This is a genomic window from Sphingobium sp. B11D3D (assembly GCF_025961755.1).
Lineage (GTDB): Bacteria > Pseudomonadota > Alphaproteobacteria > Sphingomonadales > Sphingomonadaceae > Sphingobium.
In genome coordinates this window covers 2,046,846-2,061,893 of sequence record NZ_JAOQOG010000001.1, presented here as the reverse complement: position 1 = coordinate 2,061,893, position 15,048 = coordinate 2,046,846, and the positions used below count along the sequence as shown (strand labels likewise).

General features: G+C 64.2%; 12 protein-coding genes. 10 read left to right on the top strand and 2 right to left on the bottom strand.

Going from position 1 to position 15,048, the window contains the following annotated elements:
* The first annotated feature begins 23 nt into the window (after window positions 1-23).
* From pyrH to rpmE, 10 genes are all read left to right on the top strand, one after another.
* Window positions 24-746, top strand: a complete 723-nt coding sequence (pyrH, locus tag M2334_RS09710; RefSeq protein WP_264605306.1) for a UMP kinase — start codon at window positions 24-26, stop codon at window positions 744-746.
* Window positions 747-764: 18 nt separating this feature from the next.
* Window positions 765-1,322 (top strand): ribosome recycling factor, encoded by a 558-nt coding sequence (frr, locus tag M2334_RS09705; protein WP_264570122.1) that lies wholly within the window; start codon window positions 765-767, stop codon window positions 1,320-1,322.
* Window positions 1,323-1,382: 60 nt separating this feature from the next.
* On the top strand, window positions 1,383-2,126 hold the full coding sequence (locus M2334_RS09700; RefSeq protein ID WP_264575953.1) for an isoprenyl transferase: 744 nt from the start codon (window positions 1,383-1,385) through the stop codon (window positions 2,124-2,126).
* Entirely contained in the window at window positions 2,123-2,788 is a 666-nt protein-coding gene (locus M2334_RS09695) for a phosphatidate cytidylyltransferase (RefSeq protein ID WP_264570124.1), read from the top strand. Before M2334_RS09700 ends, M2334_RS09695 begins: the two co-directional genes overlap by 4 nt.
* The gene (locus M2334_RS09690) at window positions 2,785-3,951 is read left to right on the top strand and encodes a 1-deoxy-D-xylulose-5-phosphate reductoisomerase (protein ID WP_264605305.1); all 1,167 of its coding nucleotides are present in this window, start codon (window positions 2,785-2,787) and stop codon (window positions 3,949-3,951) included. Before M2334_RS09695 ends, M2334_RS09690 begins: the two co-directional genes overlap by 4 nt.
* The gene (locus tag M2334_RS09685; RefSeq protein WP_264578730.1) at window positions 3,948-5,084 is read left to right on the top strand and encodes a M50 family metallopeptidase; all 1,137 of its coding nucleotides are present in this window, start codon (window positions 3,948-3,950) and stop codon (window positions 5,082-5,084) included. The genes M2334_RS09690 and M2334_RS09685 overlap by 4 nt, the downstream gene beginning before the upstream one ends.
* Before the next feature lie 79 nt (window positions 5,085-5,163).
* Window positions 5,164-7,872, top strand: coding sequence for an outer membrane protein assembly factor BamA (bamA, locus tag M2334_RS09680; protein WP_264605304.1), 2,709 nt, complete (start codon window positions 5,164-5,166; stop codon window positions 7,870-7,872).
* Window positions 7,872-8,540 (top strand): OmpH family outer membrane protein, encoded by a 669-nt coding sequence (locus M2334_RS09675; protein ID WP_264575948.1) that lies wholly within the window; start codon window positions 7,872-7,874, stop codon window positions 8,538-8,540. The genes bamA and M2334_RS09675 overlap by 1 nt, the downstream gene beginning before the upstream one ends.
* A 6-nt stretch (window positions 8,541-8,546) precedes the next feature.
* The gene (fabZ, locus tag M2334_RS09670; RefSeq protein ID WP_264575947.1) at window positions 8,547-9,029 is read left to right on the top strand and encodes a 3-hydroxyacyl-ACP dehydratase FabZ; all 483 of its coding nucleotides are present in this window, start codon (window positions 8,547-8,549) and stop codon (window positions 9,027-9,029) included.
* 110 nt (window positions 9,030-9,139) lie between these two features.
* Window positions 9,140-9,367, top strand: coding sequence for a 50S ribosomal protein L31 (rpmE, locus tag M2334_RS09665; protein WP_181559464.1), 228 nt, complete (start codon window positions 9,140-9,142; stop codon window positions 9,365-9,367).
* 104 nt (window positions 9,368-9,471) lie between these two features.
* Here the strand turns inward: rpmE and M2334_RS09660 are convergent, their stop codons facing one another.
* Together M2334_RS09660 and rpoC are read right to left on the bottom strand one after the other, a co-directional pair.
* Window positions 9,472-10,668: a S41 family peptidase gene (locus M2334_RS09660; protein WP_264605303.1), complete on the bottom strand. Its 1,197-nt coding sequence runs from the start codon at window positions 10,666-10,668 to the stop codon at window positions 9,472-9,474.
* Window positions 10,669-10,787: 119 nt separating this feature from the next.
* Entirely contained in the window at window positions 10,788-15,044 is a 4,257-nt protein-coding gene (gene rpoC, locus M2334_RS09655) for a DNA-directed RNA polymerase subunit beta' (RefSeq protein ID WP_181559466.1), read from the bottom strand.
* Between the last annotated feature and the right edge of the window lie 4 nt (window positions 15,045-15,048).

The window sequence follows — 15,048 nt, the reverse complement described above, 5'->3', positions numbered from 1 at the left end:
TCTCTGGAATTTGTTAGGCATTCATGACCACCACCGCCCCCAAGCGCATTCTCATCAAGCTCTCGGGCGAGGCCGCGATGGGGGCTCAGAGCTTCGGTATCGATCCCGCGACGGTCGCGCGCGTGGCCGGGGAAGTGAAGGAAGCCAAGGAATTCGGCTTCGAGATCTGTCTGGTGATCGGCGGCGGTAACATCTTCCGGGGCATGGCCGGCGCAGCGCAGGGCATGGACCGCGCCAATGCCGATTACATGGGGATGCTGGCGACCGTGATGAACGCGCTCGCTATGCAGGATGCCCTTGAGCATCTGGGCGTCGCGACGCGCGTGCAATCCGCCATTCCCATGGCCAGCGTCTGCGAGCCCTATATTCGTCGCCGCGCGCAGCGGCATCTGGAGAAGGGGCGGGTGGTGATCTTCGCCGCTGGAACCGGCAATCCCTATTTCACGACGGACAGCGGCGCGGCGCTACGGGCGGCCGAAATGAGCTGCGACGCGCTCTACAAGGGTACGTCGGTGGATGGCGTCTATGATGCCGATCCCAAGCTCGTCGATTCTGCAAAGCGTTTCGATCGCGTGAGTTACGATCAGGTGCTCACACAAAATCTCAAGGTGATGGATGCCAGCGCCGTGGCGCTGTGCCGCGATAACGCCATTCCCATCATCGTGTTCAACATTCGCGAGCAGGGCAACCTTGCCCGCGTGCTGCGCGGCGAGGGCGTTTCGACCCTGGTCGACAGCGGTCGCTAGGTTCATCGGAGAGGCAAGATGGCAAAATATGACAAGGCTGATCTGGAGCGCCGCATGGCAGGCGCCGTCGACGCGCTCCAGCACGATCTGAACGGGCTGCGTACGGGCCGGGCCAATGTGGGCCTGCTCGATCCCATCACCGTAGAGGTGTACGGCGCCAAGATGCCGCTCAATCAGGTCGCGACCGTTTCCGCGCCGGAGCCGCGCCTGCTCTCCGTGCAGGTATGGGACAAGTCCAATGTCGGCCCGGTCGACAAGGCGATCCGCTCGGCGGGGCTTGGCCTCAACCCGATCGTCGACGGGCAGAACGTCCGCCTGCCGATTCCGGACCTGACCGAAGAGCGCCGCAAGGAACTGGCCAAGCTGGCCGGCCAATATGCCGAGAAGGCGCGCGTCGCCGCCCGCAACGTCCGCCGCGATGGCATGGACAATCTGAAGACCGACGAGAAGAAGGGCGAGATCAGCGAGGACGAGCGCAAGCGCGCTGAAGCCGACGTGCAGAAGCTCACCGATTCGACCATAGCGGATATCGATGCGGCAGCGCAGGCGAAGGAAAAGGAAATCCTTGGCAAATAATCCGTCCTTCGACTGCCGAGGGAGAGGCCAGGGCCATTTATGAGCCTTTTGAGGTCCAGGATGACGCGCAAGGCCGCGCCGACCCCCGCCCAGACCGGCGGGGAAGGGGCGGTGCCGCGCCATGTCGCGATCATCATGGATGGCAATGGCCGCTGGGCGAAGGCGCGCCGCTTGCCGCGCGTCGCCGGCCATCGCGCTGGCGCCGAGGCCGTGCGCCGCACTCTGCGCGCTGCGTCCAAGCTCGGCATCGAATGCGTGACGCTCTATGCCTTTTCGTCTGAGAACTGGAAGCGGCCCGAGGACGAGATTGCCGACCTGACCGGCCTGATGAAGCAGTTTCTCCGCTCGGAAGTAGACGATCTGCACGAGGCTGGCATCCGGCTGAAGATCATCGGCAATCACCATGCCTTCGAGCCGGAAGCGGCAGCGATGGTCGATGCCGCCGTGGCGCGCACCGCCGCCAACACCGCGTCCACGCTGGTGGTCGCGCTCAATTACGGGTCGCAGGACGAACTGGCCCGCGCCATGCGCACGCTTGCCCAACAGGTGCAGGCCGGCACGCTGGCGCCAGAGGCGATCACGCCCGCGGTCATCGCGGCCCAACTCGATACTGCTGACCTGCCGCCGCTCGATCTGTTGATCCGCACCTCGGGCGAAGTGCGCCTTTCCAACTTCCTGCTCTGGCAGGCGGCCTATGCCGAGCTGTATTTCACCGAGACGCTCTGGCCGGACTTCGACGAGGCGGCGCTGGCAGCGGCGGTGGAAAGCTACGCCTGCCGCGAACGCCGGTACGGAGGCCGATGATGGCGGAACGCGCGCCTCGCTCCGATCTGGCGGTTCGCACCGGCTCGGCGATCGTGCTGCTGGTCGGCGCCGGGCTCGCGCTATGGGCCGATGGCGCGGTGCTGATCCTGCTGGTGGCGCTGGTGAGCGCCCTCGTTTTCTGGGAATGGCGCGGCCTCGTCCGGCGCTTTCCCGATGGCACGCTCGCCCGGATGCTCTGGCTGCTCTTCGGGCTGATCTATATCGGCGGTGCGGCGCTAGCGCTGCTGTCTCTGGGCGCGGCGACGCGCTGGCTGCTGATCGGCATCGTCATCGCGACGGATGTGGGCGCCTATTTCGCCGGGCGGACGATTGGCGGGCCGAAGATCGCACCGGCGATCAGTCCGTCCAAGACCTGGGCGGGTCTTGGCGGCGGCATGACCGCCTCGGGGCTGCTGGTGGCGGTTGTCGCCAGTGTGAGCCTGCAGCCCGGCTTCGTGCTGGTCAGCGCGCTACTCGGCGCAGCCATCGCTGTGGTGGCCCAGGTGGGCGACTTCTTCGAAAGCTGGATGAAGCGGCGGGCGGGCGTGAAGGATAGCGGCAATCTCATCCCCGGCCATGGCGGCATGTTCGACCGGGTGGACGGCCTGCTGCTGGCCGCCATTCTGGCTGCTCTGGCCAGCGCAGGAGGAATGCTGGGATGATCGTGCCGCGCACCGTTTCCGTCTTCGGCGCGACCGGGTCGGTTGGCACCTCCACGCTCGATCTCATTGCGCGCGAGCCGGAGGCGTTCGAGGTTCTGGCCGTGACCGCCGGGGACGATGTCGACAAGCTCGCCGCGATCGCCATCACGCACCGCGCCCGCCGCGCGGTCATCGCCAATGAGAGCCGTTATGGCGCGCTCAAGGCTGCGCTGGCCGGTAGCGGCATCGAGGCCGCCGCCGGCGGCGAGGCACTGATCGAGGCGGCCCAAATGGGCGCGGACTGGACCATGGCCGCCATTGTCGGCTGCGCGGGACTGGCTCCCACGCTTGCTGCGGTCGCCGGGGGCAAGACCGTGGCGCTGGCCAACAAGGAGGCCTTGGTTTCGGCCGGTGACGTCATGATGGCGGCGGTCGCCCGCAGTGGCGCCGCGCTGCTGCCGGTCGACAGTGAGCACAACGCAATCTTCCAGTGCCTCGCAAGCGGCGGCCTCGACGCCGTGCGCAAGATCACGCTCACCGCCAGCGGCGGCCCGTTCCGCACGCTCAGCCGCGAGGCCATGCGCACGGTGACGCCGGCGCAGGCGGTCAAGCATCCCAACTGGTCGATGGGCCGCAAGATCAGCATCGACAGCGCGACGATGATGAACAAGGGGCTGGAGCTGATCGAGGCCTACCACCTCTTCCCCATCGGGCTTGAGCGCTTCTCGATCCTCGTTCACCCGCAATCGGTCATCCATTCGATGGTCGAATATCGCGATCGCTCGACGATTGCGCAGCTCGGTTGCCCGGATATGCGCATCCCCATCGCCTGCGCGCTGGCCTGGCCGCAGCGCATGGAGACGCCCTGCGAGGCGCTCGATCTCGCCACGCTCGGCCGGCTCGATTTCGAGGCACCCGATGAGGAGCGCTTCCCCGCGCTGCGCCTTGCGCGTGAGGCGATCCAGACCGGCGGCGGCGCACCGGCCATTCTCAATGCCGCCAACGAGATCGCCGTCGGGGCGTTCCTCGATGGGCGGATCGGCTTTCTTGATATTGGCCGGATCGTCGAAGACGTGCTAGCCCGCAGCGATGCAGGCCGCATCGCCACGCTCGAGGATGTTCAGGCCATCGACAGGTCGGCGCGTGCAATGGCCGAGCGGCTGACGGCGGAGCTCATCAATTGACCGATAACCCCGGTTTCTTCTTCACAATTCTTGCGTTCCTGCTGGTCATCGGCCCGCTCGTGTTCGTTCATGAGCTGGGACATTATCTCGTCGGCCGCTGGTTCGGCGTTCATGCCGAGACCTTTTCCATCGGCTTCGGCAAGGAAGTCTTCGCCTGGCATGACAAGCGCGGCACGCGCTGGCGCGTCGCGGCGCTGCCGCTTGGCGGCTACGTCAAATTCGCCGGAGACATGAACGCGGCCAGCCAGTCCGACCCGAGCTGGTTGCAACTCCCGCCGGATGAGCGCAACCGCACGTTCCAGTCCAAGTCGGTCGGCAAGCGCGCGCTCATCGTGCTGGCCGGGCCGCTTATCAACCTGCTGTTCGCCGCGATCATTCTGGGCGGCTTCGCTTATGCCTATGGCGAGAATGTCACCCCGGCCGATGTGACGGCGGTGGAAGCCAATTCCGCGGCGGACCGCGCCGGCATCCTGCCCGGGGACAAGATTCGCGGCGTGGATGGCAAGCCGGTGGAGCTGTTTGGCGAACTGCGCCAGATCATCGTGACCAAGCTACCCGGCGAGGAGGTGACTCTCACCGTCGAGCGTGGCGGGGCGGCGCGCCAGATCCCGGTGAAGATCGGCGAGGTCGTTCAGGTCGATCGATTCGGCAATGAGTTCCGTTATGGCGCGCTGGGCGTGCGCAGCCTTGAATCTGTTTCGCGCCCCGTCGGGTTGCTTGAGGCACCCTGGGTCGGCGTGCGCCGCACGGGCGAGCTGATTGGCATGATGGCAAGTGGCCTTGGCGACATAATCACCGGGCGACGCTCTGTCGATGAACTGGGCGGGCCGCTCAAGATCGCGCAGATTTCCGGTGAGCAGGCGGCCTTGGGGCCGGAGGCGCTGATTGCCTTCGTGGCGCTGGTTTCCATTAACTTGGGGTTCATCAATCTCTTGCCAATTCCCATGCTCGACGGGGGTCATTTGTTCTTCTACGGAATAGAAGCTATTCAGCGCAGGCCAGTCAGTCCACGCTTTCAGGAAATGGCGTTTCGGTCGGGCCTCGCGCTTTTGCTGGGGCTGATGATCTTCGTGACTTTGAACGATCTGGCGTCGTTTGGCGTCTGGCGAGGGCTGAGCGGCTTGATTGGCTGATCGGGTTGGGGCAGGGGAGGCAGCGCGGATGCGGCTTCCCCGGATGAAGTGCATTCAGGACATGTCGAGGAATCTGAGTTTGAGCGAAGCAGCACGCATTTCATCGACACAGGGCCGCCTCGCGCCGTTGCTCCTGTGTGGCACCATCCTGGCGGGCTTCGGGTCCGTGCCGGCGATGGCACAGGCCACCGGAAGCGCCGCCGCGCAGCCGGCCCCCGCGCTGCCCTCCGCGCCTGCGGTTCAGCCGGTGACGGCCGAAGAGCGCACCATCTCCGCCATCACGGTGGAAGGTGCCCAGCGCCTCGAGGGGGACACGGTCCTCTCCTATACCAAGCTGCGGATCGGCAACAAATACACCCGCGAGACGCTCGACGAGGCGCTGCGCGAGCTTTACGCCAGCGAGTTGTTCTCGGATGTGCAGATCCGCGACAATCAGGGCGCGCTCACCATCCAGGTGACCGAGAACCCGGTCATCAACCGCATCGTGCTGGAGGGCAACAAGCGCCTCAAGGACGACAAGATCCTCCCCGAAATCCGCATGGCGCCGCGGCAGATCTACACGCGCTCCAAGGTGCGTGCGGACGTCGCCCGGATCATCGAGCTGTATCGTCGCCAGGGCCGGTTTGCAGCGGTTGTCGATCCCAAGCTGGTCCAGCTGGACCAGAACCGCGTCGACATCGTCTACGAAATCACGGAAGGGCCAAAATCCAAGGTCCGCCAGATCAACATCATCGGCAACGACAAATTCTCCGATGGGCAGCTGCGCAGCGAGATGGCGACCAAGCAGTCGCGCTGGTTCCGCGTCTTCTCGTCCGGCACCACCTACGATCCCGATCGCCTGGCCTATGACCAGCAGAAGGTCCGTCAGTTTTACCTGACGCAGGGCTATGCCGATTTCCGCGTCGTGTCGGCGGTGGCCGAGCTGACCTCGAACAAGCAGGACTTCATCATCACCTATGTGGTGGAGGAAGGCGACCGCTACAAGTTCGGCGACGTGACCGTGCAGAGCGATATTCGCGATCTCAGCTCCGAGGGACTGTCCCGCTCGCTGCGGATGAAGAAGGGCGACTGGTACAACGCCAAGGCCGTGGAAGACACGGTCGAGCAGCTCAACCAGACGGCCGGTCTGTTCGGCTACGCTTTCGCTGACGTGCAGCCCGAGTTCAATCGCAGCCGCGAAGACCTCACCATGGGCATCACCTTCCGTATCGCCAACGCGCCGCGCGTCTATGTCGAGCGGATCGATATCAACGGCAACACGCTGACGCAGGACAAGGTGGTCCGCCGCGAGTTCCGTCTGCATGAGGGCGACGCGTTCAACACCTTCCAGGTCCGCCGCTCGCAGGATCGGATCAACTCGCTGGGCTTCTTCCAGGAGCGTCTGGAGATTGACCAGAAGCCTGGTTCCGCGCCCGACCGCATCGTGCTGGAAACCAATGTCGAGGAAAAGGCGACCGGCGAGCTTCAGCTTTCCGCTGGTTTCTCCAGCCTTGAGCGCTTCATCCTCTCGGCGTCGGTCACGCAGCGCAACTTCCGCGGCATGGGCCAGGAACTGCGAACCTCGGTCAATTATTCGAGCTACTCGAAGTCCGTGAACGTCGGCTTCACCGAGCCTTACTTCCTGGACAAGAACATCGCGATCGGCGGCGATATCTTCCGGCAGGATACGAACTCGTTCAATTACGCCACAGGCAATGAGCGTAACACCCTCTACAGCCAAGTGCGCACCGGCTTCCAGCTGCGCGCCGGTTTGCCGATTACCGAATATCTCTCGCTGGCGCTGCGCTACGGCCTCTCATTCGAGGACGTGACGCTGGACAAGGCGAACTATTATTCCGACCGTGAGCAGGCCGGCAACTTCCAGTGCGACCCTCTGCGCGCAAGCCAGTATCTGTGCGATGCCATCGGCAAGCGCACCACGTCATCGATCGGCTATTCGTTAATCTACGACATGCGGGACAACCGCATCCGTCCAACGCGCGGGCACAGCATCACGTTCAGTCAGGACTTTGCCGGTCTGGGCGGTAACGTCCGTTACCTGCGCAACCGCCTCTCGGCCGATAAATACTGGCCGCTCGGCGGCGGTTTCATCTTCTCGATCAAGGGCGAAGCTGGCTACATCCATTCGTTCGAGGATGGCGCTGGGCCGAATTCCGACCCCGTCCGGCTCGTGGACCGCTTCTTCCTGGGCGAGCCGCAATTGCGTGGCTTCGATATTCGCGGCGTGGGGCCGCGGATCGTGCGCAAGCCTTACCTGTACGACGAGAATAACAATGTCATCGGGCTCAGCGAGGACCGCGACCAATGGTCCGACGACGCTCTGGGTGGCCGCGCTTACTATCTCACGCACTTTGAGATCGAGATTCCGCTTGGTGCCGGCGCGCGTGACATGGGCCTGCGTCCATCTGTCTTCGTTGATGCCGGTGCCGTCTTCGGGGTTCGTCGTCCGAACTTGATCGACCTGCCGCAAAACATCGATTTTCCTATCCGGGATTCTAACGGCTTGAGGCAGTGCATTACGCCTGCAACCGACACGACGGCCAGCACGCTTTCTTCCGTCGCGGAAGGCGCTGACTGCCCGTCTGGCACAACGCTTTATGCGACATCTGTCGGCGGCTTCAAAGAAGTCTTCCTCGGCGACAGCCCCAAACCGCGCGTGTCGGTCGGTTTCGGCGTGAACTGGAATTCGCCCTTCGGTCCGTTCCGGATCGATATCGCCAAGGCCCTGGTGAAGGTCGAAGGCGATGATACCAAGCTTGTAACCTTCAACATAGGGACACAATTCTGATGCGTAACTCCATCTTTTCCGCTGTTGCGCTCGCAACGGCATCGGTCGCGGCCCTCAGCGTTTCCGCGCCGGTTTCCGCACAGGTCAAGCAGGCGATTGCCGTTGTCAACATCGACGAGGCGATTGGCCAGTCCAGCGCGGCCACCACGGCCAGCCAGCAGATGCAGGTGACCTACAAGTCGAATATCGACCAGATCAACACGCGTCGCACCGCGCTGCAGACCGAGATCCAGCAGAAGCAGACGGCGCTGCAGACCGCGGCGCAGGCCGCCGGCCAGAACCCGCCCGCTGCCACGCAGACCACCCTGCAGAACCAGTATAACGAGTTGCAGCGTCGCGCGCAGGAAGCGCAGGCCGAGCTGCAGCGTCTCGAGCAGCCGCTCCAGCTCGCCCGTGCCTATGTGCTCGAGCAGATCGGCGCCAAGCTGCCCGAAGCCATGCGCAACGTGATGACCAAGAACAAGATCGACCTGCTGGTGAAGGCGGAAGCCGCAGAAGCCTTCCAGCCCACGGCGGACGTCACCCGTCTGCTCGTGCAGGAAATCAACGCACTGGTCCCGTCCGTCAGCATCACGCCGCCGCAGGGTTGGCAGCCCGGTGGTCAGCAGCAGCAGCCTGCCGCTGCAGCGCCGGCTGCGCGCACGCCGACAGCTGGCGAAGGGCGCTAATCACCGATGAGCGAAGCGGAAAGCACAGGGGCTGAACAGAGCGGCGGACTCGATATCCGTGGCGTGCTGGCAGCCTTGCCGCATCGTTACCCGTTGCTGCTGGTCGACCGTGTGGTCTCGATGGTTCCCAAGACCTCGATCCATGCGGTCAAGGCGGTGTCGATGAACGAGCAGTTCTTCCAGGGGCATTTCCCCGGCCGGCCGATCATGCCGGGCGTGCTCATCGTCGAGGCGATTGCCCAGGCTGCCGGTATCCTCGCCGTCGAATCCCTCGGGCTCGCCGGCACGGGCAAGCTCGTTTATTTCATGACCATCGAGGGCGCTAAGTTCCGTGCGCCTGTCGAGCCGGGGCATCTGCTGGACCTCCATGTCGAGTTCACGCAGCTGCGCGGTTCGGTCTGCAAATTCTCCGGCAAGGCCAGCATCGACGGCAAATTGTGCGCAGAAACAAACTGCGTCGCGATGATCGCCGATCCGCCGAAGGACTGAGCGGGACACAAGCCCCGCAGAGCCTTGCCAAGCCGGCCCTTTCCCGCTAAGGGCCGCGCTTCCCTAACGCCCCGGACCGGTCGGAAACCGGTCATTTCAGGAGCCGACACATGAAAAAAGACACGCATCCCGAATATCACCTCATCACCGTGCAGATGACGGACGGGACCAGCTTCCAGACCCGCTCGACCTGGGGCAAGGAAGGCGACACGATGACGCTGGAAATCGATCCGACGTCGCACCCGGCATGGACCGGCGGTCAGCGCCAGCTCGATCAGGGCGGCCGCGTTGCCCAGTTCAACAAGCGCTTCGGTGGCCTCACGCTCAAGAAGAACTGAGCGGGCTCCACCCAAGGTTTCAGAGGAAGGCTCCGGTTTTCGGGGCCTTTTTCTTTGTCAGGAACGCCGACGGAGGCCTGGCCGCGCCCCCATCATGCTGACCGTCAGCGCGCTGTATCCATCGGGACCGGCTCGGGCTGGAACGCTTCCCTTGGCGTCCCATCGACAGCGTACAGCCGCTCGGTCGGCAATTTGATGATCACGCCGGATTTGGGCAACGCATGATCGTAGATCGCGCCCAGGAGCCCCGCCATCCTGCTGCCTTGCACGCGCGCGCCTGTGGCATGCAGGCCAATCGCCAGGCCTTCGCCCATGCTCCCGGTCCAGCGTGACACCCGCACACTGAGGGGGCCGGCATGGTGCTTCCCCGCCCGTGGCAGCACCTGCTCGATCCACTGCCGCGCAATGCCTGTCTCGCGCTGTTCGACGGGCAGGTTGTGAATTTGATAGGCGGTGGGCTGGGTGACGAACCAGCCCATGATCGCCCGCGCGACCGTCGTATTGCCGCCGCTGGCTGTGTCCGTCAGGTCGAGGATGATCGGCTTGCCCTGCGTCAGCGCTGCCATGGCCGCATCGAAGGCTGGGATCGTGTCATCGCGACCGAGGGAATCGTGGAAACGGATGATCGCCGCGCCGCGGGCGTCCTCCGCGACCGAAAGCGGCGGCCTATCCGGATGATTGAGGGCGTACAGATTGGGCAGTTCGACCGTGCGCGGTGACCTGCCGCCGGCCTTCACGGTCAGCTGTCGCGGCCGGTCGCGACGGCCCGCCGCGAGTACGCGCGCGGCATAGCCGGCATCGCCTTCGCCCGGCGCGATGCCGAGGTCAGTCCAGAACGCGTCGACCGCTGCCTGTACAGGCGTCCCGGCAATGGCGATCAGCTCGTCGCCGGCTTGCACACCGGCCTGTTCCGCCGGGCTGCCGGCCCGGACCTGCTCAATACGATAGCCAGCGCCGCGCCGCTCGATCCACAGGTCGCCATAGCTTGGGAAAACCGCCCAGCTGTTGGAGAAGGAGGCCCCCGTGATTGCATGATGGTCGGCGAGAACCATGAGGGCGCGTTCTGCAAGCCGGATGAGGCCATCCTCATCGCGCACCGCCTCGGCTTCCGCCTGGAGCCGGGAGGGCAGGCGATATTCGCCGCCTGCAAGGCGCTCGGGATAGGCATAGGTTTCCGCGATGATGCCCGGAAGTGCACGGGCATCCTCCTGATAGGGATTGGTCTGTCCCAGCGCGCCACTGGCAGAGAGGGCGAGGGCGCCCAAAGTCAGGGCAAGGCGGCAGAACCTCAGTTTCAGCATCATATGTCCTGCGGCCAGGGGAGTCGATGCCACAGGATATCGCGCCTGACATCCAAGCAAAAGGCCCGCCGGATCGCTCCGGCGGGCCTCTCTATTTTCTTCCGAAAAGGACCTGATGCTTAGTTCATGTCCTCGGTGGTGAAGTCCTCACCCTGCACCTTGCCGAGCGGATCGTCGCCGATGGCGGCTTCCACGGGCTGGCGCAGCTCGGCCTCATGCTCTTCGGCGGCGGTCTGCGGGGCTACGAGGTGAACCTCGTTGGCGGCCCGCATGGCGGCGCGGAGCGCAGCATCGCGGCTGTTCGCGGCGATCCGCATCCGGTTCATCGAGGAGCCGGTGCCGGCCGGGATCAGACGCCCGACGATCACATTCTCCTTGAGGCCGATCAGCGTGTCCTTCTTGCCCTGAACGGCCGCCTCGGTGAGGACGCGGGTCGTTTCCTGGAAGGAGGCAGCCGAAATGAAGCTGCGGGTCTGCAGCGACGCCTTGGTGATGCCGAGGAGCACGGGCTTGCCGAACGCCGGCTGCTGGCCGGGCGCGAGGCGGGCGTTCACTTCGTCCATTTCCTCGCGATCGACCTGCTCGCCTGCCAGCAGCGTGGTGTCGCCGCCGTCGGTGATCTCGACCTTCTGCAGCATCTGGCGAACGATCACCTCGATGTGCTTGTCGTTGATCTTCACGCCCTGCAGTCGATAGACCTCCTGGATCTCCGCGACCATATATTCCGAAAGCGGCTCGATGCCGAGCACTTCGAGAATGTCGTGGGGATCGGGCGAACCGCCGATCAGGTTGTCGCCACGCTTCACGTAGTCGCCTTCCTGAACGTCGATCACCTTGCTCTTGGGGATCAGATACTCGACCGGCTCGCCGCCATCCTCGGGGAGGATCGCGATCTTGCGCTTGGCCTTATAGTCCTTGAGGAACTGAACGCGGCCCGAGACCCGTGCGATGATCGCATTGTCCTTGGGCTTGCGCGCCTCGAACAGCTCCGCCACGCGCGGCAGACCGCCCGTGATGTCGCGGGTCTTGGCAGCCTCGCGGGAGACACGGGCCAGCACGTCACCAGCCTGCACCTGCGCACCATCCTCGACCGAGAGCGTCGCGCCCGGCGCCAGAAGGTAACGCGCTGCTTCGCCGGAGGCATCGTCCAGCAGGGTCAGGCGCGGACGCAGATCGTCCTTGGAGCGGGACGGGGCACGATATTCGGTCACCACGCGCTGCGTGATGCCGGTGGCCTCGTCCGCCTGTTCGGTCAGCGTCTTGCCGTCGATCAGGTCCTGATACTTCACGATACCCGGCTTCTCGGTGATCACCGGCTGCGTGAACGGATCCCACTCGGCGATGCGGTCGCCCTGCTTCACCTTGGCGCCATGCTTGAACAGGATGGCGGCACCATAAGGCAGGCGATGGACCGCGCGCTCGCGGCCTTCATCGTCGATGATCGCCAGTTCGCCATTGCGGGCCAGCGACAGGTTACGGCCATGCTTGTCCGTGATGGTCGGCATGTCGCGCAGCTCGATCGAACCGTCGGAGACGGCCTCGAGGTTGGACTGCTCGTTGAGCTGGGCGGCACCGCCGATGTGGAAGGTCCGCATCGTCAACTGCGTGCCCGGCTCACCGATCGACTGGGCGGCGATCACGCCGACAGCCTCACCGATGTTCACGGGCGTACCGCGGGCGAGATCACGCCCGTAGCACTTGGCGCACACGCCCATCTTAGATTCGCAGATCAGCGGCGAACGGATCTTGACCGCCTGAACGCCGATGGCCTCGATCTTCGCGACCATCGCCTCGTCCAGCAGCTCGCCCTCGGGGACGATGACCGAGCCATCCTTGCTGTCCACAATGTCCTCGGCCGTGGTGCGACCGAGCACGCGCTCGCCGAGCGATGCGATCACGCTGCCGCCCTGGATGATGGCCTTCATCTCCAGCGCCTTCTGCGTGCCGCAATCCACCTCGACGATGGTGCAGTCCTGGCTCACGTCGACCAGACGGCGGGTCAAGTAACCCGAGTTCGCCGTCTTGAGCGCCGTGTCGGCCAGACCCTTACGGGCGCCGTGCGTCGAGTTGAAATATTCAAGAACGGTCAGGCCTTCCTTGAAGTTCGAGATGATCGGCGTCTCGATGATCTCGCCCGACGGCTTGGCCATCAGGCCGCGCATACCGGCCAGCTGCTTCATCTGCGCCGGGGAACCACGGGCACCCGAGTGGCTCATCATGTAGATCGAGTTGATCGGCTTCAGGCGGCCCGTATCGGGGTCCTGCGGCATCGAGCGAATCTCGTCCATCATGGCGTTGGCCACGCGGTCACCGCAGCCCGACCAGGCGTCGATCACCTTGTTGTACTTTTCCTGCTGGGTGATCAGGCCGTCCTGATACTGCTGCTCATAGTCGGCAACCAGCGCCTTGGTCTCATCGACCAGAGCCACCTTGCTGTCCGGAATGATCATGTCGTCCTTGCCGAACGAGATGCCGGCCTGGAACGCGTGGCGGAAGCCCAGCGCCATGATGGCGTCGGCAAACAGCACCGTGTCCTTCTGGCCGGTGTGACGATAGACCTCGTCGATCACGTCGCCCACGTCCTTCTTGGTGAGCAGGCGGTTGACGGCGTCGAACGGCACCTTGTGGCTCTTGGGCAGGCACTCGCCGATCAGCATACGACCCGGCGTGGTTTCCACGCGGCGCATGTAGGTCTCGCCATTCTCGTCCGTCTGCGGCACGCGGCTGATGATCTTGCTGTGCAGCGTCACCGCCTTGGCGAAGAGGGCCTGGTGGACCTCCTGCATGTCGGCGAGGATCATGCCTTCGCCCGGCTCGCCGGCCAGCTCCATCGACAGATAATAGATACCCAGCACCATGTCCTGCGAGGGCACGATGATCGGCTTGCCGTTGGCGGGCGAGAGAATGTTGTTGGTGGACATCATCAGCACGCGCGCTTCCAGCTGGGCCTCAAGGCTCAGCGGAACGTGAACGGCCATCTGGTCACCGTCGAAGTCGGCGTTGAACGCGGCGCAGACCAGCGGGTGAAGCTGGATGGCCTTGCCCTCGATCAGCACGGGCTCGAACGCCTGAATGCCGAGGCGGTGGAGCGTCGGGGCGCGGTTCAGCAGCACAGGGTGCTCGCGGATCACCTCATCGAGGATGTCCCAGACTTCCTTGCGCTCCTTCTCGACCCACTTCTTCGCCTGCTTGAGGGTCATGGAGAGACCCTTGGCGTCGAGGCGGGCGTAGATGAACGGCTTGAACAGCTCGAGCGCCATCTTCTTGGGCAGGCCGCACTGGTGCAGCTTGAGCTCCGGACCGGTCACGATGACCGAACGGCCGGAATAGTCGACGCGCTTGCCGAGCAGGTTCTGACGGAAGCGGCCCTGCTTGCCCTTGAGCATGTCGGAGAGCGACTTGAGCGGACGCTTGTTGGCACCGGTGATGACACGGCCGCGACGGCCGTTGTCGAACAGCGCGTCAACGGCTTCCTGCAGCATGCGCTTTTCGTTGCGGACGATGATGTCCGGCGCGCGCAGCTCCATCAGGCGCTTCAAGCGGTTGTTGCGGTTGATGACGCGACGATAGAGATCGTTGAGGTCCGAGGTCGCGAAGCGGCCGCCGTCCAGCGGCACTAGCGGGCGCAGTTCGGGCGGAATGACCGGCACCACGTCGAGGATCATCCATTCCGGGCGGTTGCCGGAATCGATGAAGCTTTCCACAACCTTGAGGCGCTTGATGATCTTCTTGGGCTTCAGCTCCGACTTGGTCGTCGCCAGCTCTTCCATCAGCGCCTTCTGCTCGCCCTCGAGATCGAGGTCCATGAGCATCTGCTTGACCGCCTCGGCGCCGATACCGGCGGAGAAGGCGTCTTCGCCATATTCGTCCTGCGCCTCGACCAGCTCGTCCTCGTTGAGAAGCTGATACTTCTCCAGCGGGGTGAGGCCCGGCTCGATGACGATGTAGCTCTCGAAGTAGAGGACGCGCTCAAGCTGCTTGAGCTGCATGTCGAGCAGCAGGCCGATGCGCGAAGGCAGCGACTTTAGGAACCAGATGTGGGCAACCGGCGCGGCCAGCTCGATATGGCCCATGCGCTCGCGGCGGACCTTGGAAACGGTCACTTCCACGCCGCACTTTTCGCAGACGATGCCCTTGTACTTCATGCGCTTGTACTTGCCGCACAGGCACTCATAGTCCTTGATCGGGCCGAAGATGCGGGCGCAGAACAGGCCGTCACGCTCGGGCTTGAACGTGCGATAGTTGATCGTCTCCGGCTTCTTGATCTCGCCGAAGGACCAGCTGCGGATGCGCTCGGGCGACGCAATGCCGATCTGGATCTGGTCGAAGGTTTCCGGCTTGGCCATCGGATTGGCGAAGGTGGTCAGTTCGTTCATGTCT